This window comes from Brevundimonas staleyi, assembly GCF_041893865.1.
Lineage (GTDB): Bacteria > Pseudomonadota > Alphaproteobacteria > Caulobacterales > Caulobacteraceae > Brevundimonas > Brevundimonas staleyi.
The window spans coordinates 557689-582802 of the sequence record NZ_CP169082.1; the positions used below are offsets into that span (position 1 = coordinate 557689).

General features: G+C 68.3%; 20 protein-coding genes. 9 read left to right on the forward strand and 11 right to left on the reverse strand.

From position 1 onward, the window contains the following. Positions 1-63: 63 nt before the first annotated feature. On the reverse strand, positions 64-1539 hold the full coding sequence (locus tag ACETK8_RS02855; protein ID WP_374038012.1) for an ActS/PrrB/RegB family redox-sensitive histidine kinase: 1476 nt from the start codon (positions 1537-1539) through the stop codon (positions 64-66). Between the two features lie 49 nt (positions 1540-1588). Between ACETK8_RS02855 and ACETK8_RS02860 the strand changes: the two genes are divergently transcribed. After that, positions 1589-2212 (forward strand): SCO family protein, encoded by a 624-nt coding sequence (locus ACETK8_RS02860; RefSeq protein ID WP_374038013.1) that lies wholly within the window; start codon positions 1589-1591, stop codon positions 2210-2212. A 10-nt stretch (positions 2213-2222) separates the two neighbouring features. On the opposite strand, the gene ACETK8_RS02865 is transcribed toward ACETK8_RS02860, so the two are convergent. Beyond that, positions 2223-2942, reverse strand: a complete 720-nt coding sequence (locus ACETK8_RS02865) for a class I SAM-dependent methyltransferase (RefSeq protein WP_374038014.1) — start codon at positions 2940-2942, stop codon at positions 2223-2225. A 171-nt stretch (positions 2943-3113) separates the two neighbouring features. Between ACETK8_RS02865 and ACETK8_RS02870 the strand changes: the two genes are divergently transcribed. Beyond that, entirely contained in the window at positions 3114-4394 is a 1281-nt protein-coding gene (locus ACETK8_RS02870) for a polyhydroxyalkanoate depolymerase (RefSeq protein WP_374038015.1), read from the forward strand. After that, entirely contained in the window at positions 4348-5073 is a 726-nt protein-coding gene (locus ACETK8_RS02875; protein ID WP_374038016.1) for a M48 family metallopeptidase, read from the forward strand. The genes ACETK8_RS02870 and ACETK8_RS02875 overlap by 47 nt, the downstream gene beginning before the upstream one ends. Positions 5074-5080: 7 nt before the next feature. Here the strand turns inward: ACETK8_RS02875 and ACETK8_RS02880 are convergent, their stop codons facing one another. The 3 genes from ACETK8_RS02880 to ACETK8_RS02890 form a co-directional block, all read right to left on the reverse strand. After that, positions 5081-7177 carry a transglycosylase domain-containing protein gene (locus tag ACETK8_RS02880; protein WP_374038017.1) on the reverse strand — a complete coding sequence of 699 codons (2097 nt, stop codon included), beginning with the start codon at positions 7175-7177 and terminating at the stop codon, positions 5081-5083. Positions 7178-7306: 129 nt separating this feature from the next. Further along, positions 7307-7921 carry a class I SAM-dependent methyltransferase gene (locus ACETK8_RS02885; RefSeq protein WP_374038018.1) on the reverse strand — a complete coding sequence of 205 codons (615 nt, stop codon included), beginning with the start codon at positions 7919-7921 and terminating at the stop codon, positions 7307-7309. After that, a complete protein-coding gene (locus tag ACETK8_RS02890) occupies positions 7918-8898 on the reverse strand; it encodes an alpha/beta fold hydrolase (protein ID WP_374038019.1) in 981 nt (326 codons plus the stop codon). Before ACETK8_RS02890 ends, ACETK8_RS02885 begins: the two co-directional genes overlap by 4 nt. 128 nt (positions 8899-9026) lie before the next feature. Here ACETK8_RS02890 and ACETK8_RS02895 point away from each other — a divergent pair, with 128 nt between their 5' ends. Continuing rightward, positions 9027-10139 (forward strand): Rieske 2Fe-2S domain-containing protein, encoded by a 1113-nt coding sequence (locus ACETK8_RS02895; RefSeq protein WP_374038020.1) that lies wholly within the window; start codon positions 9027-9029, stop codon positions 10137-10139. A gap of 16 nt (positions 10140-10155) precedes the next feature. Here ACETK8_RS02895 and ACETK8_RS02900 read toward each other — a convergent pair whose 3' ends face one another. Both ACETK8_RS02900 and ACETK8_RS02905 read right to left on the reverse strand, forming a co-directional pair. Next, complete coding sequence (locus ACETK8_RS02900; protein WP_374038021.1) at positions 10156-10803, reverse strand: TetR/AcrR family transcriptional regulator; 648 nt, start codon at positions 10801-10803, stop codon at positions 10156-10158. Between the two features lie 186 nt (positions 10804-10989). Next, a complete protein-coding gene (locus ACETK8_RS02905; protein WP_374038022.1) occupies positions 10990-12819 on the reverse strand; it encodes a cation:proton antiporter in 1830 nt (609 codons plus the stop codon). Positions 12820-12982: 163 nt separating this feature from the next. Between ACETK8_RS02905 and ACETK8_RS02910 the strand changes: the two genes are divergently transcribed. From ACETK8_RS02910 to ACETK8_RS02920, 3 genes are all read left to right on the forward strand, one after another. Further along, the gene (locus ACETK8_RS02910; protein WP_374038023.1) at positions 12983-15103 is read left to right on the forward strand and encodes a M13 family metallopeptidase; all 2121 of its coding nucleotides are present in this window, start codon (positions 12983-12985) and stop codon (positions 15101-15103) included. Positions 15104-15264: 161 nt separating this feature from the next. Next, entirely contained in the window at positions 15265-16767 is a 1503-nt protein-coding gene (locus ACETK8_RS02915; RefSeq protein ID WP_374038024.1) for a CoA-acylating methylmalonate-semialdehyde dehydrogenase, read from the forward strand. Between the two features lie 138 nt (positions 16768-16905). Next, positions 16906-17817: a hypothetical protein gene (locus ACETK8_RS02920; protein ID WP_374038025.1), complete on the forward strand. Its 912-nt coding sequence runs from the start codon at positions 16906-16908 to the stop codon at positions 17815-17817. A gap of 6 nt (positions 17818-17823) precedes the next feature. Here the strand turns inward: ACETK8_RS02920 and ACETK8_RS02925 are convergent, their stop codons facing one another. Genes ACETK8_RS02925 through secA form a run of 4 tightly spaced genes read right to left on the reverse strand, consistent with a single transcriptional unit; the run spans position 17824 to position 22459 of the window. Further along, positions 17824-18996 (reverse strand): aminotransferase class V-fold PLP-dependent enzyme, encoded by a 1173-nt coding sequence (locus ACETK8_RS02925; RefSeq protein WP_374038026.1) that lies wholly within the window; start codon positions 18994-18996, stop codon positions 17824-17826. After that, complete coding sequence (locus tag ACETK8_RS02930) at positions 18993-19286, reverse strand: type II toxin-antitoxin system RelE/ParE family toxin (protein WP_374038027.1); 294 nt, start codon at positions 19284-19286, stop codon at positions 18993-18995. The genes ACETK8_RS02925 and ACETK8_RS02930 overlap by 4 nt, the downstream gene beginning before the upstream one ends. Next, a complete protein-coding gene (locus ACETK8_RS02935) occupies positions 19283-19567 on the reverse strand; it encodes a hypothetical protein (RefSeq protein ID WP_374038028.1) in 285 nt (94 codons plus the stop codon). Before ACETK8_RS02935 ends, ACETK8_RS02930 begins: the two co-directional genes overlap by 4 nt. A 39-nt stretch (positions 19568-19606) precedes the next feature. Further along, entirely contained in the window at positions 19607-22459 is a 2853-nt protein-coding gene (secA, locus tag ACETK8_RS02940; protein WP_374038029.1) for a preprotein translocase subunit SecA, read from the reverse strand. Positions 22460-22691: 232 nt separating this feature from the next. On the opposite strand from secA, the gene ACETK8_RS02945 reads away from it, so the two are divergent. Both ACETK8_RS02945 and argJ read left to right on the forward strand, forming a co-directional pair. Then, on the forward strand, positions 22692-23693 hold the full coding sequence (locus ACETK8_RS02945) for a peptidyl-prolyl cis-trans isomerase (protein WP_374038030.1): 1002 nt from the start codon (positions 22692-22694) through the stop codon (positions 23691-23693). Beyond that, entirely contained in the window at positions 23690-25105 is a 1416-nt protein-coding gene (argJ, locus tag ACETK8_RS02950; RefSeq protein ID WP_374038031.1) for a bifunctional glutamate N-acetyltransferase/amino-acid acetyltransferase ArgJ, read from the forward strand. Before ACETK8_RS02945 ends, argJ begins: the two co-directional genes overlap by 4 nt. Positions 25106-25114: the final 9 nt, after the last annotated feature.

The window sequence follows — 25114 nt, forward strand, 5'->3', positions numbered from 1 at the left end:
CCTACCCACCAAGTCGGCTTCTGGCACGGGCGGGTCAAGCGGTGCGGCGATGAAGCGCAGGCGTCAGGGGTTCAGTTCCAGGGCCCGACGGTCCCAGCGGACGGTGACGCGGGCGCCCTTGTTGAGGCCCGGACCACCCTCCCCCTGGCCCACCATGACCTTGCCGCCTGTGCGTTCCAGAAGCGTGCGGGCGATGAAGAAGCCCAGCCCCATGCCGCCCTGGCTGGGGATGATGTCGGGCTCCGGCGGCGGAGGGGGCGCCGATTTTCCACGCCGGGCCGGGCGTGCGGCGGCGGCCGCGGCGGCCAGCTGGGCGGTCAGGGCCTGACGGGACTTCCCCTGCGGCCGGCTGGTCACATAGGGCTCGCCGAGGCGGGGCAGGATGTCGGGCGCGAAGCCGGGGCCGTCGTCCAGCACATCGACCGTGATCCAGTCGGCGTCGGCCGTCGCCCGCACCAGGACCGATGACGCGGCGAAGTCGGCGGCGTTCTCGACCAGGGCGCTGAGGCCGTGGACGACCTCGGCCAGGCGTTTGACCTGGGGCTCGGGCATGCCCTGGGGCGTGTGGACGGCGACGTCGATGTCCAGATCGAAGCCCAGATGGGCGTCGACGACCTCGTTCAGCAGGGCCTTCAGCCCGATCTCCGTATAGAGGGGGTCGCCGTCCTCGGGCCGCTGGGACAGGCGTTTCAGGATGTCGCGACAGCGCTCGGCCTGTTGCAGCAGAAGCCGGGCGTCCTCGGCGATGGGGCCGTCGGCGGGCGAGGCGCGCAGAAGCTCCTTGGCCACGACCTGGATGGTCGCCAAGGGCGTGCCCAGTTCATGCGCCGCCGCCGCCGCGAGGCCGCCCAGCGCCGCCAGCCTCTGTTCGCGCTGAAGCACGTCCTGGGTCGTGGCCAGGGCCAATTCCAGCTTCTCGGCGTCGGCCGCCACCCGCCAGGCATAGGCGGCGGTGAAGACCACCCCAGTTATGAGGGCCAGACCGATGCCGAAGCGATAGAGGGTCGGCAGGTGGATGCTGTAGCCGTGCTGCCACGGCAGGGGCATGGACCAGAAGAACAGCGCCGTCGTCGAGGCCAGCACCATCAGCCCCAGCACCAGGGCCTGACGCCCCGGAAGCGAGGCCGCCGCCACGGTCACCGGGGCGACCAGCAGAAGACAGAAGGGGTTCTCCAGCCCGCCGGTGAAGGCCAGAAGCGCCGAAAGCTGGAGGATGTCGAAGCCCAGGTGGATGCCCGTCTGACGTCCGTCCGGCAGGCGGCTGTCGACCCGTTGCAGCCGCCCCATGGCCAGGAGGTTCACGATCACGCTGGCCAGGATGACCAGAAGGCACTGCCAGCGCGGCAGGGGGAAGTGGAACAGGGTGTCCAGCACGATCAGGGTCGCGGTCTGACCCACGATGGCCAGCCAGCGCAGAATGATCAGGGTGCGCAGGGACAGGCCCCGACTGCGGCGCGGCAGACTGGCCCAGGTCGGCGCCGGGGGCGGGAACTGCGACACGGGGTCGTGCGGAAGGGGTTGGACTTCGCTCTGGCTCACGTCTTGTCTATAGACGCCTCGCAGCCGTCTGTCGGCCCGGAGAGACACCATGCCACGCCGTTCCATCCTGCTGTTCGCCGGCGCCTGCGTCGCCATCGCCGCCGCCCTGGCCACCGTCACGGTAATCGTGGTTCAGGGGCGGGAACGGGCCGATGCGGTCTCGGAAGGAACCCTGACCGGCCAGCCGTCCGTCGGCGGGCCGTTCCAGCTGGTCAATCAGGACGGCCAGCCGGTCGATCAGACGATGCTGGACGGCAAGTGGAGCCTGGTCTTCTTCGGCTTCACCTACTGCCCCGACTACTGCCCGACGACCCTGACCTCGTTGGAGGCGACGCGTCAGCTGCTGGGGTCGGACGCGGCCGACCTGCAGATCGTCTTCATCTCGGTGGACCCGGAGCGGGACACGCCCGAGGCGCTGAAGACCTATCTCGAATCCGACGGCTTCCCGCCCGGCGTCATCGGCCTGACCGGTACGCCGGAACAGATCGCCGAGGCGGCCAAGGTCTACCGCGCCTACTACCAGAAGGTCGGAGAGGGCGAGGACTATGTGATGAACCACTCCCTGACCGTCTATCTGATGGGTCCGGACGGCCAGTTCCGCTCGGCCCTCGGCCACGACCTGGGGCCGGAGCGGTCGGCCCAGCTGATCCGCAGGGTGAAGGCGCGCGGGTAGGCGCCGGGCCTTACGCCCCCTTGCGACCGAACAGGATCGCGCCATGGCAGCCGCCATGGTTGGTGTGCAGGGTCAGGAGGGCGTGGAAGCCGTGGCGGGCGGTGATCTCGATCAGCCGCGTCATGTCGTAGTCGTACATCATCATGGCGCCGCGCGGGGACGGCTCCACCCCCAGGACCTCCATCCGCTCGCCGTCGAAGCGCGCCGCACGCAGCGAACCGGCCAGATAGGGCATGAAGCTGGCGTCCTTGTAGAGCGTCAGGTGCAGGCTGAAGACGCCGCCAGGATTGATGCGCGACAGGAGGTCTTCCAGGATCGCGTAGCCGCGCACCGGCGGGATGTGCTGGAAGACGATGATCGAATTGACCCAGTCGAAGGTCTGGTCGCCCAGCTCCAGAAGATATTCGGTGTTCTCGGGCGCGTCCCTCTGCGCTTCGGCGATCATGCCCGGCGCCACGTCCAGACCGACCACATGGTCGCACATCCGCGCCATGCCGCGCGTCAGGCGTCCGACCCCGCACCCGAAGTCCAGGGCCGTGGCGCGGGGGAACTCGCCAAACCCGCGCCGGATGTGGCCGGCCATTTCTTCCATTTGGCTGACGCCGCCGGCCCAAAACTCGTCCAGCGTGTCTTCGGTCAGGTTCTGGCGGCGGTACTTGTCCTGAGAGAGCACCCCGAAGTAGGGGTCCATTTCACCCCACAGCGCCCAGTCCGCATCCGTATCCTGCACTGACAACTCCAACGGAAACCATAAGTTCTCTGGGTTGTGCTAGCGTCACGTCATCCATCGAACAAGCTGCGAATCCAAGTCAACACCGTCAAAGTTTCGCGTCGCTAACGTTTTGCGATGCGGTCCGATCTATGGTGCTATCCAGTCTCCGCCGGGCTAGAATGGGATTCCATGCTCTACGCACTTCACGAGCTCGCCTATCAGTCGGCGCAGCCTTTCCGGATCGGGGCGCAGTTCGCGCGCAAATTCTGGACCTCGCCCTATAACCCGGCCTCGCAGACGGCGATCGGGCGCACGGCCTATGCCTCGGCCGAGCTGTTCGAGAGCGTCACGCGCCGCTACGGCAAGCCGGACTGGGGTCTGCAGGTCGTCACGATCAACGACCAGTCGGTGCGCACCACAGAACAGGTCATCTGGCAGAGCCCGTGGGTGCGTCTGGTGCGGTTCGCCCGCAACGTCGGCGACCTGAAACGCGCCAAGAAGCCGGTCGCGGCCCCCAGCGTCCTGATCGTCGCCCCCCTCTCAGGCCACTACGCCACCCTGCTGCGCGGCACGGTGGAGACCTTCCTTCAGGACCACGACGTCTATGTCACCGACTGGATCAACGCCCGTCAGGTGCCGATGCTGGAAGGCCGGTTCGACTTCCACGACTATATCGACCACGTCCGCACCATGCTGGCCCAGATCGGCCCGCGCGCCCATGTCGTCGGCGTCTGCCAGCCCGGACCGCCGGTTCTGGCCGCCGCGGCCGTGATGGCGGCGGAGAACGATCCGAACCGTCCGGCGTCGATGACCTTCATGGGCTCGCCGATCGACGCGCGCCTGTCGCCGACGGTGACGAACCAGCTGGCGGAGGAGAAGCCCTTCACCTGGTTCAGGTCCAACATGATCCACACCGTGCCCTGGCCCTATCCGGGCTTCGGCCGGGCGGTCTATCCGGGCTTCGTGCAGCTCTACAGCTTCATGTCGATGAACGAGCAGCGCCACACCGACGCCCACTGGGACTATTTCAAGAGCCTGGTCGCCGGCGATGGCGACGGGGTCGAGAAGCACGAGGAATTCTACGACGAGTATCTGTCGGTGCTGGACCTGACCGAAGAGTTCTATCTCCAGACCATCGACATCGTCTTCCAGTCCCACCTCCTGCCGCGCGGCCTGCTGGAGCATCGCGGCGAGCGGGTCGATCTGACCAAGATCACGGACATCGGCCTGATGACCGTCGAGGGCGAGAAGGACGATATCTCGGGCGTGGGCCAGACCCAGGCGGCGCACACCATCTGCACCAACATCCCGGACGACCGTCGCGTGCTTTACGTCCAGCCCAGCGTCGGCCACTACGGCGTCTTCAACGGGCGGCGCTTCCGCGAGGAAATCTACCCCCGCACCCGGGACTTCATCGCGGCGAATGAAAAGCTCTGCGCAGTACCAGACCGGTCAGCGACTGCCGCTTGAGGGCGGTCACGCCCTCCGACTGAGCGTCAATCCGCGCGCCCGGCGCATCTCGATCCGCATCGACGCGAGGAAGGGCGAGGCCGTGGCCATCGCCCCGTCCGAACGGCGGCTGGCGGATGCCGTCGCCTTCGCCCGCTCCAAATCCGTCTGGATCGCCGAACGGCTGGCCGCGCGGGTCGAGGGCACGGCGCTGGAGCCCGGCGCGGTCATTCCGTTCAGGGGCGGCACGATCCGGCTGGAGGCGACCGGTGGCGCCGGAGCCGCGCGTCTGGTCGAGGGACCGGAGGGGGTTCGCATCGTCTCCGGCGGCGAGGGCGAGGCCTTCGCCCGGCGGGTGATCAATCTTCTGAAGCGACTGGCGCGAGAGGCGCTGGCGGTCCGCACCGAGGTCCATCTGCACGCCCTAGCCCAGCGGCCCGTGACCATTTCGATCAACGACGCAGGGTCGCGATGGGGGTCCTGCAGCCCTCACACGCGGTCGATCCGCTATTCCTGGCGGGTCATTATGGCCCCGCCCGAGGTGCTGGACTATCTGGCCGCCCATGAGGTCGCCCACCTGGTCCACGCCGACCACAGCCCGGCCTACTGGTCGGTGGTGAAGCGGCTGGTCGGCGACCACCGGCCGTTCCGCGCCTGGCTGCGCGAGCATGGGGCCGCGCTGCACGCCGTGGGGCGCTAGGCTCGCCTCAGAAGAACAGAGGGCTGGCTTCCTTTTCCGGCGGGGCGGCCGGTTCCGGGCGCTGGTCCGGCGGATCGTCGCGGCGGACGGGGGCCGTCGGGACGGCGTCGCGGCGCGGCTGTTCGGCCGGCTGGGGCTGGTAGGGCTGGCCCTGATTGGGATCGACACCGCCCGGCAGGATGGTGGAGTCGCCGTAGGGATCCTCCACACTGCCGATCAGGTCGCCGACCGGATCGGGCGCGACCCAGCCTTCGGGCATGGGCGGGCCGTTGGGGATGGGTTGGACGTTCAGGCGCGGCAGGGCCGCCTCCATGAACCCTTTCCAGATGGCGGCCGGGGCCGCGCCGCCGGTCACGCCGCGCATGGCGGTGTTGTCGTCCTTGCCGACCCAGACGGCGGTGACGAAGCCGCCGGTGTAGCCGACGAACCAGGCGTCCTTGTAGTCCGAGGTCGTGCCGGTCTTGCCGGCGATGTCGCGGCCCGAGATGGCGGCCGAGCGTGCGGTGCCCGAGGTCACCACGCCCCTCAGCATCTGGTTCATGTAGTAGAGGGACGGGTTGTTGATCGCCTGGCCGGAGGCGGCGTCGCGGGCCGCGCGCTGGTAGATGACGCGCCCCTGCGGCGTGCGGATACGGCTGATGCCGTAGGCCTCGACCCGGCGTCCGCCGTTGGCGAAGGCGTCATAGGCGGTGGCCATGTCGATGGGCGACACCTCCACGGCGCCGAGCGCCATGGCCGGCTCCAGACCGATGCGGGACGAGATGCCGAGACGACGCGCCGCACGGGCCACGCTGTCGCGACCGATCTGGTCGGCGACATAGGCCGCGACGGTATTGGTCGACTGGGCCACGGCGTTGGCCAGGGTCGTCTGGCCGATGAAGTTGCCGGAGTAGTTGCGCGGGCTCCAGTTGCCGATGCGGATCGGCTCGTCCACCACCGGGGTCTGGGGCGTATAGCCGGCTTCGACCGCCGCCAGATAGACGAAGGGTTTGAAGGCCGAGCCGGCCTGACGGCGCGCGTCCGTGGCCCGATTGAACTGGCTGTCGGCGTAGGAGGCGCCGCCGATCATGGCGCGCACCCGGCCGTCGCCGTCCAGAGCGACCAGGGCGGCCTGTTCGACCCCGCGCGAGGCGTCCCGGTCCAGGATGCGGCGGACGTTGCGCTCGGCGGCGGTCTGCAGCGTCAGGTCCAGGGTCGTCTCGACGATCATGTCCTCGGTCGGCTCGCCGACCAGGCCGCGGATCTCCTTGTCCAGCCAGTCGATGAAATACTGGGCGTGCTGGGTCGCCAGGGTGCGCGAGACGCGGACCGGCTCCAGGACGGCGGCGGCGCGCTGTTCGGCCGTGATGACGCCGGCGTCCTCCATCTCGTCCAGAACGACCGTCGCGCGGGTCGCCGCGCGCTTGCTTTCGGACACGGGCGAATAGCGGCTGGGCGCCTTCAGAAGGCCCGCCAGAAGCGCGGCCTCGCCGACGGTCAACTCGCGCGCCGACTTGTCGAAATAGCGTTGCGAGGCCGCCTCGATGCCATAGGCGCCGGCGCCGAAATAGACCCGGTTCAGATAGAGGGCGAGGATTTCCTTCTTGGAGAATTTCATCTCCAGCCAGACGGCCAGCATCAGCTCCTGCACCTTGCGGCGCATGTTCTGGTCGGGCGTCAGGAACAGGTTCTTGGCCAGTTGCTGGGTCAGGGTGGAGCCGCCCTGGACGATCCGCCCGGCGCGCATGTTCGAGACCATGGCCCGGCTCATCCCGATCGGGTCGAAGCCGGGGTGCCAGTAGAAGCGGCGGTCCTCGATGGCGATGAAGGCGGCCGGGACATAGTCCGGCAGGGCGTCCAGATCGGCGGGCGGCGCCTGCTGCGAGCCGCGCGTGGCGATCAGGGCGCCGTTGCGGTCCAGATAGGTGATCGAGGGCTGGCGATCGATGTCGTACAGCGCCGAGGTGTCCGGCAGGCCGCGCGCGAAGACGGCGAAGAAGACGACCAGGAAGATCAGACCCCAGACGGCCAGAACCGATCCCCAGTATAGGACCTGCTGCAGTCGCGTGCGCGGCGCCTTGGCCGCACCGCCGCCACCCCTGTTTCCGAAACCCGGACCGGCCATCGACATCCTCAGAAGCCCCGGCCGTCATGGCCGTTCGTCGCTGATACCTAGAACGCCGTTGTGGTGAACGGCGAATGAAGAGTTCACGTCAGCGTGATGCGGCTTTCCGCCGAAACGATGGCGCGGGGGTTAACGACCGTCCATCCGATGGGCCAGCCAGGCCGAGCCATCCTGCGCCCAGACGCCGGATTCAACCACAAACCCCTGTGACGTGAGAAGCGTCTCGTAGGCCTCCGGGTCAAGGCTGCCGTGATAGAGCGGGTCGCCCCTCCAGTCGCCGACGACGTGGCCCTCGCGCGGGCCGGACGAGAACAGGATCGAGGCGCGTGGGGCCGCGTGGGCCAGAAGACGCGGCAGGGCGATCCTCTGATCGGCCGGGGACAGGTGGAACAGGCTGTGCCAGGCGAGGACGCCGGCGAAGGCCTCGCCGAGGTCGAGGGTCCGCATATCGGCCTGGATGAAGCGGCCTTCGGGCAGGTCGGCCTTTGCATGGGCGATCAGGCCGGCGGAGGAATCCACGCCGGTGAGGCGAAAGCCCCGCTCGATCAGGGCCGCCGCCATGGGACGGCCCGAACCGCAGCCGACGTCCAGCACCGCGTCGCCGGGTTGAAGGCGCTCGGCGAGCCTATCCAGCCAGATCCGGTCCGCCTCGGTCAGGGCGCGACCCCGATCGGCGACCCAGTCCGCCGCCCGCCGGTCGTAGAGATCGACGATGTCGGCGGCGGCGTCCTCAGGTCCGGTCATTCGGCCAGGAAAGCGTCCAGGTCGGCGTAGAAGGTCGCCGGCTGGTCCAGCATGATGAAGTGGGCGCTGTTGTCGATCCGCTTCAGCTCCACGCCCGGCAGGCCAGCGAAGGACATCCGGTAGATGCCGTCGGTCATGGCGGGCGTCATGCCGGGATAGTCGAAAGCGACATACAGCACCTCGGTCGGCGCGGTGATCCGGGCCAGTTCCGGACGCAGGTCGGTCGACAGCAGCTCCTCATAGGCGTTCTGCGAGGTGGCGCGGTTGCTGGTCGCCGTGTCCTCCAGCGGACCGGCGCGCTTGGATTCTGTGCGGATCATGCCGGTCACCATGGCGGCGGCGCGGGTGCGATAGTCCGCGTCGCTGGCGGCGCGGGACTGGGCCGTCATGGCCCGGACGGCGGGTGCGACGCTTTCGGCCGTGGGTTCGGCGCCCGGCTGGGCCAGCATCGCCCCCATGAAGGGCACCATGTCCACGACCATCAGCTTGCCGACCGCGTCCGGATGACGGGCGGCCAGCATCAGGCCGATGGTCCCGCCCATGGAGTGTCCGACGACGGCGGGCTTGTCGAGGTTGTTCTCGGCGATGTAGCGGGCGATCTCCTCGGCCACCGGGGCGGCGACGGGGCCTTCCGCATTGCCCTCGACCGGGGCCCCCGCGAAGCCCTGGATATGGATGCGGTGAACGCGCCAACCGGCGCCCAGATGATCCACCGTGCCCTGCCAGATCTCGGGCGAGGACGAGAGGCCGGGGATCAGGATGATGTCGCGCACGCCGGGTCCCGCCTCGCCGTCCACCCGGACATGCAGGCGGTCGGAGGCGAAGTCGGCGTGATGATGGCCGTGGTCGGCGTGCTGGGCGTGACCGTCCTGACGCATCGACTCCATCATCTCGTCGGCCGAGGCTTCCCCGACGCCGGCGAAATTGGCCAGCAGGCCGAGGGCGGCGACGAGGCCGGTGAGGATCTGGCTGTCCATGTGCGTCTTCCTGATTGCGGCCGGACTTTGCCGGCCATTCTGACCCTAGTCGTCGCAGTTGGCGACATCGGATGCATTCGACAAGGCGGAAGAATGACGAAAGCCGCAGCGGCGTCTAGACTGTTCCCATGACGCCCGCCGACAGCCCCGCCCACCTGCCTGAAGCCAAGGCCCCGCCCGCCGCCTTCGGCAAGGGGTTCGTGCTGGACACCTGGTATTTCGCCGCCCTGTCACGCGATGTCGCAGAGGCCTCGCTGAAGCGGTACGAGCTGCTGGGCGAGCCGGTCCTGATCGGGCGGCGACGCGACGGTCAGGTTTATGCGATGCGGGACATCTGCCCCCACCGGGCCGCGCCGCTTTCGGCCGGTCGGCTGGTGCAGAAGGCGGGTGAGCCGGAGACGGTGGAGTGCCCGTATCACGGTTGGCGCTTCCGCACCGACGGGGTCTGCGCCGCCATTCCCTCGCTGGTGGACGATCAGGCCTTCGAGCCCGAGCGGATCAAGGTGCGCTCCTATCCGGTGGTCGAGAGCCAGGGGATGGTCTTCGTCTGGCTGAGGTCCGACCCGCGTTCGGACGCCGAACCCGACCACCCGCCCCCGACCTTCCCCGGCGTGGTCGGCGGCGATGCGAAACTGGTCGAATGGATGGATTTCGACAGCCATATCGACCACGCGGTCGTGGGCCTGATGGACCCCGCCCACGGCCCCTATGTCCATCAACAGTGGTGGTGGCGCTCCGAACATTCGATGCACGAGAAGTCGAAATCGTTCGAACCGCGCGAGCTGGGCTTCGCCATGGTGCGCCACGCCCCGTCCTCGAACTCTCGCGCCTACAAGATCCTGGGCGGGGCCCCGGCGACCGAGATCACCTTCCGCCTGCCCGGTTATCGCTGGGAGCATATCCAGGTGGGGGAGAAACAGGTCCTGGCCCTGACCTGTCTGACGCCGATCACCGAGACGAAGACGCGGATCACCCAGATCTTCTGGTCCGACCACTGGGTGTTCGGGATCGCCAAACCCTTCCTGCGGATGGGGGTCGTCGCCTTCCTGAAGCAGGACGGCGGGATGGTGAACCTGCAGAACGAGGGGCTGCGCTACGACCCCGCCCTGATCTGGATCGACGACGCCGACAAACAGGCGAAATGGTACCAGCAGCTGAAGCGCGAATGGCAGAAAAGCCGCGCTGAGGGGCGCGGCTTCTCCAATCCGGTCAAGCCGGCGGTGCTGAAGTGGAAGAGCTAGCGCTCTTCCACTGAACTCACTTGGCGCTGACGCCGGCCAGCAGGGTGTCGACCTGGCGACCGATGTGGTCGGCCAGCTGGTCCACGGTCCAGCCGTCGTAGGCGGCGCGGCGGTAGTTCGACAGATAGGCGTCCCAGGTCAGCTCGGTCAGAAGCGAGACGTCGGCGTCCTGCTTGATCTCGCCCTTGCCGATGCCGGCACGCAGGATGTCGGAGATGACGTCGGTCAGGCCTTGCGTCGCGGCGCGCTGGCGCGTCTCGGCGGCGACCGGCTGGAACCACGAGCGGGCGACGATGGCCTGGAACAGCGGCAGCTGGTCGATCGAGCCGTGATAGCCGGCGGTCAGGGCGTTCACCAGACGATCGCGGGTCGAGCCGTCGCCCGCGCCGTTCAGCATGACCTCGGCCAGACCGGCCATGTCCTCGGTCAGGACGGCTTCGAACAGCTCGGCCTTGTCCTGGAAGTTGGCGAAGACGGCGCCGGTGGACATGCCCGCGCCCTTGGCGATGTCGCGGATGGTGGCGGGCTCGTAGCCCCGCTCGGCGAACAGGCCGCGAGCGGCGTCGAGCACCTTCTGGCGGGTCCGGACCTTGGCGGCCTGACGGCGGTTCAGGCGGGGTTGCGTATCGGTGGAGGGGGCGACGGTCGGCGCGGACTCACGCATGAACACGATTACTCTGTAGCTGACGCTTCACGGCGGGGGGTCCGCGAAACAGATGGACAGAAGGGACAGCGACTGGGTCGATGCGCCGGATTTCGGACGCGCACCAACGACCCGTGCAATGCCGAGCCCCAGGGGGAAGCCGGGCTTTCATCACGGAACGATGACCAAAATGGGTCGGGTTTCTGGTTAAGCCTTCAGGCCGGAGCGCAGGGCGCGGGTCGCGCGATTGCGCCGATCCTCCGGGATCGCCGCCTGGAAGACGGCCCGGAACTGGTCGCGCCGCTCGTGGATCGAGGCCAGGACCAGGCCCATGGGCACGCCCAGATCGACCAGGGTGTTCTCGGCCAGCTGCAGGCTGGCCTCCGTCGTCTCGGGCACGGCGTCGGTGACGCCCAGACCATAGAGACGGGCGGCGTGGCGGTCGTCGCGAGCGCGGGCGATGACGACCAGATCCTCCCTCAGGGCGCGGGCCGCGATCACCACCTCGTCGACCTTGGTCGGGGCGTCCATGGTGACCACCAGAGCCTTGATGTCGGCGATGCCGCAGAGCGCCAGCATCTCCGACCGGGCCGCGTCGCCATAGGAGACGTCGTAGCCGTCGCGACGACCGGCCGCGACCGTACCGGGGTCGGCGTCCACGGCGATGAAGGTCTGGCCGTGCTCCTTCAGCATCTCCGCGACCAGACGTCCCACCCGGCCGAAGCCGACGATCAGGACCGAGGCGCCCTTGGTCTCCGGCTCGGCCTCGGGCGAGACGGCGAACAGGGGCGTGGCCGGGGCGGACCTGGCCAGGCGCTCGCCCAGCAGGGCGACCAGGGGCACGGCGAACATGCTGATGGTGGCCGCCATCAGGACGGCCTGGGTGAAGGCGGGCGTGGCCGCCCCCTCCACGAGACTGGTGTTGACGATGACGAAGGCGAACTCCCCGGCCGGACCGAGGACCAACGCCGTCTCGACCGCCGCCCGCGCCGACAGGCCCCAGACCTTGGCCAGGCCGAAGATCAGCACGGCCTTGATGGCGATGACGCCCAGCGCCAGGCCGAAGACCAGCACCGGCTCGGCCGCGACCACGTCGAGGTCCAGACCGATGCCGACGCCGACGAAGAAGACGCCTAGCAGGAGACCTTTGAAGGGCTCGATATTGACCTCGATCTCGCGGCGGTACTCGGTCTCGGCCAGAAGGACGCCGGCGATCAGGGCGCCCAGGCTCATCGACAGGCCGGACGCCTCGGCCGCGACGCCCGCCCCGACCACGACCAGAAGGCAGAGGGCGACGAACAGTTCGCGACTGCCGCCGTGCGACCGCGACCGGCTCTTGGCCACCGAGCGGAACAGGGGCCTCAGACCGAGGCGGCCGACCAGCACGATGACCGCCATGCCGAAGGCGGCCGGCGCCAGGGTCAGGAGGGCTGGCCCCAGCACCGTCGGCGAGAGGTCTCCGCCCGCCGCCGTCAGGGTCGTGAGGACGGTGACGGTGATCAGGATCGGAGCGACGGCCAGGTCCTGGGCCAGCAGGCCGGCGAAGGTGGAGCGACCGACCGCGCCCCGCATGCGGTTGCGCTCGGCCATGACCGGCAGGACCACCGCCGTCGAGGACAGGGCCAGACCCATGCCGAGGACTGCCGCCCCGGCGAAGGGTTGGCCCAGCAGCATGAAGGCGCCGGCCAGGACCGTCGAACACAGGGCGACCTGCATCATGCCGAAGCCGAAGACCAGGCGGCGCATGGCCTTCAGTCGTTCCCACGACAGCTCCAGCCCGATCATGAACAAGAGGAAGGCGACGCCCAGCTCCGACAGCTGGGCCAGCTGACCTGGGTCGCCGATGGTGAACCAGGACAGCCAGGGGGCGACATCGGTGAACCGGCCCAGACCGTCGGGCCCCAGCAGCACCCCGGCCGCCAGGAAACCCAGCACGGGACTGATCTTCCAGCGATTGAACAGGGGTACGACCACCCCCGCCGCCGCCAGGAAGACGACCAGATCCTTGTAGTCGCCGCCGCCGTGTCCGCCCGCCATTCGATCTCCTTCGATGCGAAGCTGACCTTAAAGGCGCCGCTTGGCGAGCGACGACCGCTTTCATGAATTTTTTTAAGGCGACACGCCATGGGTCAGGCGTAGGGTCCCGGCCGCGCCCGCCAGAAAGCCGCGGCGCCGTTCCGAAGTCAGGAAATTCCCCCACATGAAGTCTCTGCTTATCGGCGCCGCCACGGCGGCCCTCCTTCTGCCCGCCGCCGCCCTCGCCCAGGATCACGACCACGGCTGCATCGACGAGACCTGCACGATCCAGTCGATCTTCCAGACCGGCGACGAGGCCTTCACCGGCTACAAGGGCGTGGAGACGCCCCACTACGGGACCTGGGGCTTCGACCTGACGGGCATGGACCGGTCGGTCCTGCCGGGCGACAATTTCAACCGCTTCGCCAACGGCGCGGCCCTGGACCGCACGGTGATCCCGGCGGACCGTTCCAACTACGGCATCTCCTTCGGCCTGCTGCGCGAACTGTCGGACAACCGGGTCAAGGCCCTGGTCGACGAACTGACCGCCCGCACCGACCTGGCCGCCGGCTCCGACGAGCAGAAGATCGCCGACGCCTATCGCTCCTATATGGACACGGCCCGCATCGAGGCGCTGGACGCCCAGCCGCTGCAGCCCTACCTGACCGCCATCCGTGCGGCGAACACCCATGAGGCCATGGCCGCCTATATGGGCCAGACGATCGGCGCCCTGGGTTCGTCCTTCTTCGGCACCGGCATCACGACCGACCAGAAGTCGCCGGATCGCTACGTCGTCTCGACCAGCCAGTCGGGCCTCGGCCTGCCCAACCGCGACTACTATCTGTCCGAGCGTTTCGCGGACAAGAAGGCCAAGTATCAGCTCTACATCGCCCAGATGCTGGAGATGATCGGCTGGAACGATCCGACAGGCAGCGCCGCCGCCATCGTGGCCATGGAAGACAAGATCGCCCAGGCCCACTGGACCCCGGCCGAGAGCCGCGACCGCGACCGCACCTATAACGAATACACGATCCAGCAACTGGCCGCCGAGGCCCCCGGCTTCGACTGGGCCGGCTACTACGGCGCGGCCCGGCTGGGCGACGTGCCGCGCGTGATCGTGCGCCAGAACACCGCCCTGCCCAAGATCGCGGCCATCTTCGCCGAGACCCCGGTCGAGACGCTTCAGGCCTGGCAGGCTTTCCGCACCGTGGACGCCGCCGCGCCGCGCCTGTCGCAACGCTTCTCGGACGCCCAGTGGTCGTTCCGCTCGCGCGAACTGTCCGGCGCCCTGGAACAGCGCAGCCGCGACAAGCGGGGCATCAGCTTCGCCGACGGCGCCCTGGGCGAGGCCGTGGGCCGGCTCTATGTCGCCGAATACTTCCCGGCCGAGTCCAAGACCCAGATGGAGCAGCTGGTCGCCAACCTGCGCACCGCCCTGTCGCATCGCATCGAGGGCTATGCCTGGATGAGCCCCGAGACCAAGGCGGCGGCCCAGGCCAAGCTGAACGCCTTCACCGTCAAGATCGCCTACCCCAACAAGTGGCGCGACTATTCGGCCCTGGACATCCGCGCCGACGACCTGTTCGGCAACGGCGAACGGGCCGGCCGCTTCCAGTGGGAGTACCAGCTGGCCCGCCTGAACCAGCCGGTCGACAAGACCGAGTGGGGCATGACGCCCCAGACGGTGAACGCCTACTACAACTCCACCAACAACGAGATCGTCTTCCCGGCCGCGATCCTGCAGCCGCCCTTCTTCGATCCGAACGCCGACGCGGCGATCAACTACGGCGGCATCGGCGCGGTGATCGGTCACGAGATCGGTCACGGCTTCGACGACCAGGGCCGCAAGTCGGACGGAAACGGCGTGCTGCGCGACTGGTGGACCCCGGCCGATGCGACCGCCTTCAACGCCCTGACCGCCCGCCTGGGTGCCCAGTACGACAGCTATGAGCCGATCGCCGGCCACCATGTGAACGGCGCCCTGACCATGGGCGAGAACATCGGCGACGCGTCCGGCGTGGCGGTGGGCCTGGAGGCCTATCACCTGTCGCTGAACGGGGCCGAGGCTCCGGTTCTGGACGGCTTCACCGGCGACCAGCGCTTCTTCCTCGGCTGGGCCCAGGTCTGGCAGGCGAAGTATCGCGACGACGCCCTGAAGAACCAGATCGCGACGGACCCGCACTCCCCGTCCGAGTTCCGGGTCATCGGCCCGCTGCGCAACGTGGACGCCTGGTACGACGCCTTCGACGTCCAGCCCGGCCAGCACTACTACCTGACCCCGGACGAGCGGGTCCGGATCTGGTAACGGGTCGCGCCTGAAACGAGAGAGGCCGGAGCGGACCGCTCCGGCCTTTTTCATGTCGGGCCAGTTCGGATCCGCCGACCGCCTCCAGCGGGAGGGAAAGGTTTCGCCGTCCGTCGTCCCGCGCTAAACCGCCGCCCAACGAGAACACCGAGGAACCGACCATGCGCGACATCCACCATTTCATCGACGGCGCGTCCTTCACCGGGACCTCCGGCCGTTTCGCCGACGTGTTCAATCCGAACACCGGAGAGGTCCAGGCCCGGGTGCAGCTGGCCTCGGTCGAGGAGATGGATCGCGCGGTCCAGGCCGCCCAGAACGCCTTCGAGGGCTGGTCCTCCACCAATCCGCAGCGCCGCGCCCGCGTCATGTTCGAGTTCAAACGCCTGGTCGAGGCGAACATGAACGAGCTGGCCGAACTGCTCAGCTCCGAGCACGGCAAGGTCGTCGCCGACTCCAAGGGCGACATCCAGCGGGGCCTCGAGGTCATCGAGTTCGCCTGCGGCATCCCCCATGCGCTGAAGGGCGAATACACCTGGGGCGCCGGCCCCGGCATCGACGTCTATTCGATGCGCCAGCCGCTGGGCGTCGTGTCGGGCATCACCCCGTTCAACTTCCCGGCCATGATCCCGATGTGGATGTTCGGCGTGGCCATCGCGGTGGGCAACACCTTCATCCTGAAGCCCTCGGAGCGTGATCCGTCGGTGCCGGTGCGTCTGGCCGAGCTGATGATGGAGGCGGGGGCGCCCAAGGGCGTCCTGAACGTCGTCCACGGCGACAAGGCGGCGGTCGACGCCATCCTGACCCACCCCCAGATCCACGCCGTCAGCTTCGTCGGCTCCTCCGACATCGCCCACTATGTCTATCAGACGGGCGCGGCCAACAATAAGCGCGTCCAGGCCATGGGCGGCGCCAAGAACCACGGCATCGTCCTGCCCGACGCCGACATGGACCAGGTCATCAAGGACCTTGCCGGCGCCGCCTTCGGTTCGGCCGGCGAGCGCTGCATGGCCCTGCCGGTCGTCGTTCCGGTCGGAAAGAAGACCGCCGACGAACTGCGCGAGCGGATGGTCGCCGAGATCGACACCCTGCGGGTCGGCGTCTCGACCGACGCGGGCGCCCACTACGGCCCGGTCGTCACCGCCCAGCACAAGGCCCGCGTCGAAGGCTGGATCGACCAGGGCGTCAAGGACGGCGCCGAACTGGTCGTCGACGGTCGCGGCTTCACGCTTCAGGGCCACGAGAAGGGATACTTCGTCGGCCCGTCCCTGTTCGACAACGTCACCCCGGACATGGAGAGCTACAAGGAAGAGATCTTCGGCCCCGTGCTGCAGATCGTCCGCGCCGCCTCCTTCGAGGAGGCCCTGTCGCTGCCGTCGAAGCACCAGTACGGCAACGGCGTCGCCATCTTCACCCAGAACGGCCGCGCGGCCCGCGACTTCGCCGCCCGCGTCAACGTCGGCATGGTCGGCATCAATGTGCCGATCCCGGTGCCGGTCGCCTATCACACCTTCGGCGGCTGGAAGCGCTCGGCCTTCGGCGACACCAACCAGCACGGCATGGAAGGCGTGAAGTTCTGGACCAAGGTCAAGACGGTCACCGCCCGTTGGCCGGACAGCGACCTGGAGCACGCCGACAGCTCCTTCGTCATCCCGACCATGGGGTGAGGCTCGCTCATCTCCTCCCCACGCCTGCGGCGCGGGGAGGAGACAGTGCGCTCCATTCCCGCGACCGGTGTTCGAGGCGACGCAATTCGGTGTTAAGCGTTAAGCTGTCGATATGCTGAAGCTGGAGCGCTCACCCGCATGCGTCGATTTCTGATCTGGTCCGCCCTCGCCGTGGTCATCGGCCTGGCCCTCGCGGGGGCCGGATACTGGGCCTACTGGAACTTCTACGCCCGCTTCCAGCCGGTCACGATCAGCCGCAACCAGGCGGAGATCCAGCGGCTGCTGGACGAGGCGTCGTGGGTCTCGGGCGGCGGCGGGGGCGAACCTCTCTATGTCATCGGCTATCGCGACTCAGCCTCCACCCAGCGCTACGAGCGCGAGGAGGCCGAAAAGCTGCGCGCCGGGGGCGTCGAACTGCGCTCCATCGTCTTCGCCCGCGCCGACCGCGAGGGTCAGGTCCAGTCGACCCCGGCCGAGCGCGCCACGGTGGCCGAGCTGTGGCTGAGCCGCGACTGGAGCCTCTATGAGCGCTGGACGGCGACCCCGTCGCGCAACTGGACGGCGGCGGGCATCCCGGCTGCCGACGGCAATCTGGCTCGCTCGGCCGTGGTCGAGGCCAGCCGCCAGTTCACGACCCGGCTGAACGACCTGCTGCGCGATGCGGGCGCCCCGACCGGCTATCCGCTGGTCATCTGGCGCGACCGCGACGGGTTCATGAAGGTCTGCGCCTGCGCCGACAGCCGCTCCTGGGCCTTCATCCGCGACGACTTCTCGGCGCCGGACGCTGTGGCGCCTTCGCCCGTGCCGGAGACGGGGCCCGCCATCCCGCCGGGACAGCCCGTGTCTGGCGACGGCACGCCAGAGAGCCTGCCCTATCCGAGCCTGGGCCCCATTCCGCCCGCCGGTCAGGCCATCCCGCCGGCCTCGGGCGCGACCCAGCCCGGCGCCGCGCCTTCCACGACGCCGTCGCGGCCGGCCACGCCGCGCGCGCCGTCCCAGCCGGTGGCGCCGCCCCAGCCGACGCAGCAGGAAGACACGACCTTCTTCTGAGGCCGGTTAGAACAGGCGTTTGCAGACGGCGATCAACCGTTCGACGTCCTCGTCCGACTGATAGAGGCCGAAACCGAAGCGGATCGTGTCGTCGCGCACGTCGGTGACGATCTGGGCCTCCAGCAGCCGCGCCTTCCAGCTCTGGGCGTCCGGGTGGCGCAGCGCCAGGAACCGTGCGTGGGGGCCTTCGCCGGACCCGATGGGGTTCAGCACCTCGGCCGCGTCCAGACCGCCGCACGCGCCCGCCGCCAGGGCCTGTTCGAACCGGGTCCGCAGCCGGTCGGCGTGGGCGGAGACGTCCGCCGTGGTCAGCCCCTCGTCCTCCAGCATCCGCCGCACCGCGTTGAAGCGATAGAGGCCCGAGCTGTCGAAGGTCGCGCCCCAGAACCGGCCACCGTCCTCGCGGTACTGCACCCCGCCGGGCGGGCCGGACAGATTGCCGAACTCGGCGAACCAGCCGGTCACGACAGGCCGCTCGCAGAACCCCGGCGGCCCGTGCAGGAAACAGGCTCCTTCGCCCGTCATGGCGTATTTGTACCCGCCCGCCAGATAGAAGATCCGGTCGTGAACCTTGGACAGGTCCGTCGGCGTGGCCATGAAACCGTGATAGCCGTCGATCACCACCCACGGCCCCTCGGGCTTCGCCAGAGCGGCCAGAGCGTCGATGCAGCCGATGGCCCGACCCGTCCGGAAGAAGACCTGGCTGACCAGGATGATGTCGTGGCCGCCGGCCTCGGCCGCCGCCGTGAACCGTTCATCGAAGGTGTTGAACGGCTCCAGCGGCACGCGGGTGGCGACGATCTCGCCCGACTCTTCCCAGCGTTCGGCCTGGCGGCGGAAGGAGTGGAACTCGCCGTCGGTGGTCAGGATGCGGACCGGCTTGGTCTCCCAGCCCGACACGATCCGCACCAGGAAGTCATGGGTGTTGGGCGCGAAGACCACGGTGTCCGGGTCCGGCAGGCCCAGCTCCTCCGCGACGTGTTTCTGCGCCTCGGGAATGACCTCGCCGAACACGAGGTCCCATTTCCGGTCGGCGAAATGGTTCGCCTCCACCCAGGCCCGCACCTGCCCGTCGAAGGAGGCGTCCGGCCACAGATGATGGCTGTGGGCCGCGAAATGCAGCCGCTCCGGGTCGAGGCCGAGGGCGCGGGAGAAGAGGGGTTTGTACGAGGGCGTCATCGTCTGAACATCGCTGCGGAAATGTCTCGCGAGGCTTCCAGAACGCGTTCGATCAAGACGTGATCTGGCTGTACCGAATAGAAGATGTAGTGGCGTCCCAACGTGCGCTGGCGGACCGGCGGATCAAGCCTGAATGCGATCGGAAAGCGCTGGGGCATTCGGCGCAGGGCGCGACAGCGCTGCTCGATCCGCTCGACATAGTCGAACGCTGCCCGGCGACTGTCCCGCGCGATGAAGTCGGCGATACCCTGGATGTCCGTCAGGGCCTCCGCCGACAGTTCGACCTTCACGCGGGATCCGAGTATCGCGCACGAAGCTCCGCGAACACGACGTCGGCCGGAATGTTCGGTCGGGGGTCGCGTCGAGACTCCTCGATCATCGCCTTGGCGTAGGCGATGAATTCGGGCGTCTCCGTACGGGCCTCTTCGGATCGGCGCTCGGCCGACCATTCACCGACAATCACCGCGAGCGCTTCGGCGACCGAAGCAAACTCACCCGCGGCCACGGCGGCTTCGACATCCGCGTAGATGTCTTCGTCGATCTCGGCCGTGATGGTCTCGTGCTTGCCCATTGCAGTCCTCGCTGGGCGAAGACTACCACAGAGCCGCTATCAGACCAGCGCCCCGTGGCAGTGCTTGAACTTGCGGCCCGAGTTGCAGGGGCAGTCGGCGTTGCGGGGGGTGCGTTCCCAGCCGGCGGGCAGGAGCTCGACCGGCAGGCGCGAACGGTCGTCGCCCGTCACCTGACCTTCCGGGTTCTGCGACATCGGATCGGCCATCTCGTTGGCGCCCGTGCCGGGGTTCAGGTGGATTTCCCGGAACTCGGGCATTTCCATGGGCGGGGGCGCCTCGAAGCGGAACTCCACCGTCATCAGCCAGCGGGTCACATTGTGGCGCAGCTCGTGCAGCAGGGTCTCGAACAGCGAGAAGGCTTCGGTCTTGTATTCGTTCAGCGGATCGCGCTGGCCGTAGCCACGCAGGCCGATGACGCCGCGCAGGTGGTCGAGGTGCACCAGGTGCTCGCGCCACTGCATGTCGATCATCTGCATCAGGAACTGCTTCTCGAGGCCGCGCATCTGGCCCTCGCCCAGCTGTTCCAGGCGCTCGGCGGCGCGTGCGTCGGCGGCGGCCTGGATGCGTTCCTCGACCTCCTCGTTCGACACGCCTTCTTCGGCGGCCCAGTCGTGCAGCGGCAGGTCCAGACCCAGGGTGGACTTCACCTTCTCGTCCAGGCCGGCGATGTCCCACTGCTCGGCATAGGCCTTGGGCGGCATGAAGCGTTCGACCAGGTCGGAGACCACATCGGTGCGGAACTCGCCGACCAGTTCCGAGAGGTCGTCGGAGTCCATGAATTCCTGGCGCTGCTCGAACACGGCCTTGCGCTGGTCGTTCACGACGTCGTCGTACTTCAGCAGGTTCTTGCGGATGTCGTAGTTGCGGGTCTCGACGCGCTTCTGGGCGGTCTCGACGGCGCGGTTCAGCCAGGGGTGCGAAATCGCCTCGCCCTCGGCCACGCCGAACTGGCGCATGATGGCGTCCAGACGATCGCCGGCGAAGATGCGCAGCAGGTCGTCCTCGCAGGACAGGTAGAATTTCGACGTGCCCGGGTCGCCCTGACGGCCCGTCCGGCCGCGGAGCTGGTTGTCGATCCGGCGGCTTTCATGGCGCTCGGTGCCCAGGACGAACAGACCGCCGGCGGCAAGCGCGATGGCCTTCTGCGCGGAGATGTCGGTCTTGAACTCGGCTTCCTTGAGGGCCTCGTCCTCGGGGCTGACGGCGACGGCCATGTTGCGCTGCTCCTGGCGCCACTTGTCCATCCGCATCTCGATGTTGCCGCCCAGCTGGATGTCGGTGCCGCGGCCGGCCATGTTGGTGGCGATGGTCACCGCGCCCGGTAGGCCGGCGTCGGCCACGATGAAGGCCTCCTGCTCGTGCTGGCGGGCGTTCAGGACGTTGTGCGGGATGCCGCGACCGGTCTTGACCTTGATGTCGTAGGCGGCGTCGCCCTGTTTGGCGGCCTCCTTCTCCTTGCCGACCCATTCCGGTTTCAGGGTGCGCTCGACCTCGACCTGATAGGTGTAGGTCCGCAGCAGGTCCGACAGCTGTTCCGACTTCTCGATCGACACCGTGCCGACCAGGATCGGCTGACCCTTCACGTGGCATTCGGCGATCTGCTTGGCGATCGCCTGGTTCTTCTCGGCGTAGGTCCGATAGACCTCGTCGTCATAGTCGATGCGCTGGACCGGACGGTTGGTCGGCACTTCCAGGACGTCCATCTTGTAGATGTCGAGGAATTCCTGGGCCTCGGTCGCGGCGGTGCCGGTCATGCCGGACAGCTTCTCGTAGAGGCGGAAATAGTTCTGGATCGTGACCGAGGCCAGGGTCTGGTTCTCGGGCTGGATCTTGACGTCCTCCTTGGCCTCGATGGCCTGGTGGAGGCCCTCGGACAGGCGGCGGCCGGTCATCATGCGGCCGGTGAACTCATCGATCAGCACGACCTCGCCGGCCTTGATGATGTAGTCCTTGTCCTTGGTGTAGAGGGTGTTGGCGCGCAGGGCCTGGTTGACGTGGTGAACCAGGGAGATGTTGGCGGCGTCGTACAGACCCGTCGTGTCCTCGGCGAAGTGGCCGCCCTCTTCCAGCAGTCGTTCGACCTGTTCGGAGCCTTCCTCGGTCAGCAGGGCCTGGCGCTGCTTCTCATCCAGATCGTAGGTGGACGGATCCTTGATCAGCTCTTTGATCAGGACATCCACGATCTTGTAGAGCTCGGAGCGATCCTCGGTCGGGCCGGAGATGATCAGAGGCGTGCGCGCCTCGTCGATCAGAATGGAGTCGACCTCGTCGACGATGGCGAAATGGTGCGGACGCTGGACCATCTCGCGCCGGTCGTAGACCAGGTTGTCGCGCAGATAGTCGAAGCCGAACTCGTTGTTGGTGCCGTAGGTGATGTCGGCGGCGTAAGAGGCCTGGCGCTGGCCCGGCGACAGGCCGTTGACGATCACGCCGACTTCCAGACCCAGGAAGCGATAGACGCGACCCATCCATTCGGCGTCGCGGCGGGCCAGGTAGTCGTTCACGGTGATGACGTGGACGCCCTTGCCCGTCAGGGCGTTCAGATAGGCCGGGGCGATGGCGACCAGGGTCTTGCCTTCACCCGTCCGCATCTCGGCGATGCCGCCGTCGTGCAGGATCATGCCGCCGGTCAGCTGCACGTCGTACTGGCGCTGGCCCAGGACCCGCTTGGACGCTTCACGCGCGACGGCGAAGGCGTCGTTCATGATCTTGTCGAGCGTCTCGCCCGCGGCGATCCGGTCCTTGAACGTCTGGGTCATCATCCGCAACTCGTCGTCCGACAGGGCCGCGTATTTGGGTTCGAGGGCGTTGATCTTCTGGACCCGCCCCATGAAATCCTTGACCTTGCGGTCGTTGGAGGAGCCGAAGAGTTTCTTGGCGAAGCCGAGCATGGGCGATCCGGTAGCGATCGAGCGGTCTAGAGCTCTGGGGTCTGCCCTTGAGGGGGCGGCGGTGGACGCCGCGAGAGAGGCTACCGGACGAGGCGGCGCAACAGGCCGCGCAACGAAGCGAAAACCCCTCGACTTGGGCGCAGGCGGGACTTAAGCACCGGCCATACCCCTGTCAACGCGAGGGGCCTTGCAGCCTGGCGTTTGGACCCCCTCAAGCGGCACGGAGCGTCCGATGCGACATTCGCGCAACCCTTTGGTTTTCCTCAGCCTGGCCCTGGTGCTCGTTCTGGCGGCCTGCGGACGCGGCGGCGGCTCCGACAGCGCGCCCGAACCGGGCGATCGCGCGGTGGCCAAGGTGCAGGACCAGACCATCTGGGCCTCGGACGTCAAACGCGAGGCCGTGGCGCAAGGCCTGATCGGCGAGGGAGAGCCTCTGGACGTCACCTCGGACCTGTTCCGCCGGGTGCTGGACGAGGTTATCGACCAGAAACTTCTGGCCCGCGAGGCCGAACGCCGGGGCCTGGACAACTCCGCCCTGGCCCAGCGGCGGCTTGAGGCGACGCGCGAGCGGATCCTGGGCGACATGCTGGTGGAGAACGTCGTCAACGGCGCGATCTCGGATCAGGCCGTCCAGACCCTCTATCAGGAGCAGTTGCGCCTCGCCCGCACCTCTGAAGAGATCCGCGTCCGCCTGATCCTGTCGCGGACGAAGCCCGAGGCCGACGCCGTCATCGGCATTCTGGCCCAGGGCGCGAGCTTCGAGGCCGTGGCCCAGGAGCGGTCCATCGACGAGGCGACCCGGTTCTCGGGCGGCGACCTCGGCTATTCGACGGCCGACGTCATGCCCCAGGCCTACGCCAATGCGCTGCGGACCGCCGCGGCCGGTTCGACCGTGGGCCCGTTCCAGACCGAGGGCGGCTGGGCCGTCCTGCGGGTCGAGGATCGCCGTCGCGAAAGTCCGCCGACCCTGGATCAGGCCCGGCCCCAGATCGTGCGCTACCTGACTTATGAAGGCGTGCGTCAGCTGCTGGAGGAACTGCGCGGCAAGGCCAAGGTCGACGTGCTGCTGGCCGCCGAAAGCGGCGCGCCCCAGGAACCGGCCTCGGCCGCCCCGGCCCGCGCGGCGCCCAGCCCGACGCCGACGGCCCCGACCACCACCGCCCCCGCTCCCGCCGCGCCTCCGGTCGCGACCCCGGCTCCGGCCGCCACGCCTGCGAAAGCCGCCGCCCAGTGAGCAACGACAAGAAGTCCGGTTCGACCGGCAAGGCCATCGAACACGCCATCGAGAAGGCCTTCGATCCTCTGACCAGCGCCATCAAGCGCGCGACCCAGCCGGCCCAGCCGCCCGCGAAGGCGGCCAAGGCTCCGGCCCCGGCCGCTCCGGGTAAACCGGGCCTGAAGGTGTCGCCCCTGGCCATGCCCTTCCCGACCATTCCGCCCATCGGCGGGGTGGAGATCACCACCGCCCGCGCCGGTTTCTATAAACATGAGCGGGACGACCTGACGATCTTCCGCTTCGCGCGCGGCACGACCTGCGCCGGGGTATTCACCCGCCACAAGGTCGGCTCGGCCCCGGTGGACTGGTGCCGTCGCCATCTGGATGCGCCCGGCGGCGGGATGGATGTGCGGGCCCTGGTGGTCAACGCCGGCTGCGCCAACGCCTTCACCGGCAAGGCCGGAGCCGACGCGGCCCGCCGCACGGCCTCGGAGGTCGCCAAGCGCTTCGGCTGTCGCCAGCGCGACGTGATGCTGGCCTCCACCGGGGTGATCGGCGTCCTGCTGGACGACAAGAAGATCGCGGCCAAGCTGCATGAGGTGGAGACCAAGCTCGATTCCGACGTCCCGCCGACCGAACAGTGGGCCGCCGCCGGTCGCGGCATCATGACGACGGACACCTTCCCCAAGGGGGCCTACGCCGAGACCACGATCGAGGGCTTCAAGGTCCGCATCGCCGGCATCGCCAAGGGCTCGGGCATGATCGCGCCGGACATGGCGACCATGCTGGGCTTCATCGTCACCGACGCCAACATCCACCCGACCGTGCTGCGCGCCCTTCTGGGCCTGCATGTCCGCACGACGTTCAACTCGGTCACGGTGGACGGCGACACCTCGACCAACGACACCTGCCTGCTGTTCGCCACCGGAACCTCCGGAGCCCCACGCATCGGCCGGGTCGGCGACCGCCGTCTGAAGGACTTCTCGGCCGCCCTGGACAAGGTCATGCTGGACCTCGCACATCAGCTGGTCCGCGACGGGGAGGGGGCGTCGAAATTCGTCCGCATCACCGTGGACGGCGCTTCCAGCCCGGCCTCGGCCCGCAAGCTCGCCAAGTCCATCGCGGACAGCCCCCTGGTCAAGACCGCCATCGCCGGCGAGGACGCCAACTGGGGCCGGATCGTCATGGCCGTCGGCAAGACCGAGGAGCCGGTCGACCGCGACCACCTGGCCATCAAGTTCGGCCCCCACGTCGCCGCCGTCGAGGGCGCCATCTCGCCCCACTACGACGAGGCCAAGATGAGCGCCTATATGAAGAAGCCGGAGATCGACATCACCGTCGACGTAGGCTCGGGCCGCGCCTCGGCCACGGTTTGGACCTGCGACCTGACCAAGGGCTATATCGAGATCAACGGGGATTACCGGAGCTAGACGTCCCGC

What these genes read in the sequence shown, in the direction of transcription:
- ACETK8_RS02870 (WP_374038015.1), top strand. Translation starts at nt 3,114, where the DNA reads ATGCTCTACGCACTTCACGAGCTCGCCTATCAGTCGGCGCAGCCTTTC.
- ACETK8_RS02920 (WP_374038025.1), top strand. Translation starts at nt 16,906, where the DNA reads ATGCGTCGATTTCTGATCTGGTCCGCCCTCGCCGTGGTCATCGGCCTG.
- ACETK8_RS02885 (WP_374038018.1), bottom strand. Translation starts at nt 7,921, where the DNA reads ATGACCGGACCTGAGGACGCCGCCGCCGACATCGTCGATCTCTACGAC.
- ACETK8_RS02925 (WP_374038026.1), bottom strand. Translation starts at nt 18,996, where the DNA reads ATGACGCCCTCGTACAAACCCCTCTTCTCCCGCGCCCTCGGCCTCGAC.
- ACETK8_RS02910 (WP_374038023.1), top strand. Translation starts at nt 12,983, where the DNA reads ATGAAGTCTCTGCTTATCGGCGCCGCCACGGCGGCCCTCCTTCTGCCC.
- ACETK8_RS02915 (WP_374038024.1), top strand. Translation starts at nt 15,265, where the DNA reads ATGCGCGACATCCACCATTTCATCGACGGCGCGTCCTTCACCGGGACC.
- ACETK8_RS02880 (WP_374038017.1), bottom strand. Translation starts at nt 7,177, where the DNA reads ATGGCCGGTCCGGGTTTCGGAAACAGGGGTGGCGGCGGTGCGGCCAAG.
- ACETK8_RS02935 (WP_374038028.1), bottom strand. Translation starts at nt 19,567, where the DNA reads ATGGGCAAGCACGAGACCATCACGGCCGAGATCGACGAAGACATCTAC.
- ACETK8_RS02900 (WP_374038021.1), bottom strand. Translation starts at nt 10,803, where the DNA reads ATGCGTGAGTCCGCGCCGACCGTCGCCCCCTCCACCGATACGCAACCC.
- ACETK8_RS02875 (WP_374038016.1), top strand. Translation starts at nt 4,348, where the DNA reads ATGAAAAGCTCTGCGCAGTACCAGACCGGTCAGCGACTGCCGCTTGAG.
- ACETK8_RS02905 (WP_374038022.1), bottom strand. Translation starts at nt 12,819, where the DNA reads ATGGCGGGCGGACACGGCGGCGGCGACTACAAGGATCTGGTCGTCTTC.
- ACETK8_RS02945 (WP_374038030.1), top strand. Translation starts at nt 22,692, where the DNA reads ATGCGACATTCGCGCAACCCTTTGGTTTTCCTCAGCCTGGCCCTGGTG.
- ACETK8_RS02860 (WP_374038013.1), top strand. Translation starts at nt 1,589, where the DNA reads ATGCCACGCCGTTCCATCCTGCTGTTCGCCGGCGCCTGCGTCGCCATC.
- secA (WP_374038029.1), bottom strand. Translation starts at nt 22,459, where the DNA reads ATGCTCGGCTTCGCCAAGAAACTCTTCGGCTCCTCCAACGACCGCAAG.
- ACETK8_RS02895 (WP_374038020.1), top strand. Translation starts at nt 9,027, where the DNA reads ATGACGCCCGCCGACAGCCCCGCCCACCTGCCTGAAGCCAAGGCCCCG.
- ACETK8_RS02890 (WP_374038019.1), bottom strand. Translation starts at nt 8,898, where the DNA reads ATGGACAGCCAGATCCTCACCGGCCTCGTCGCCGCCCTCGGCCTGCTG.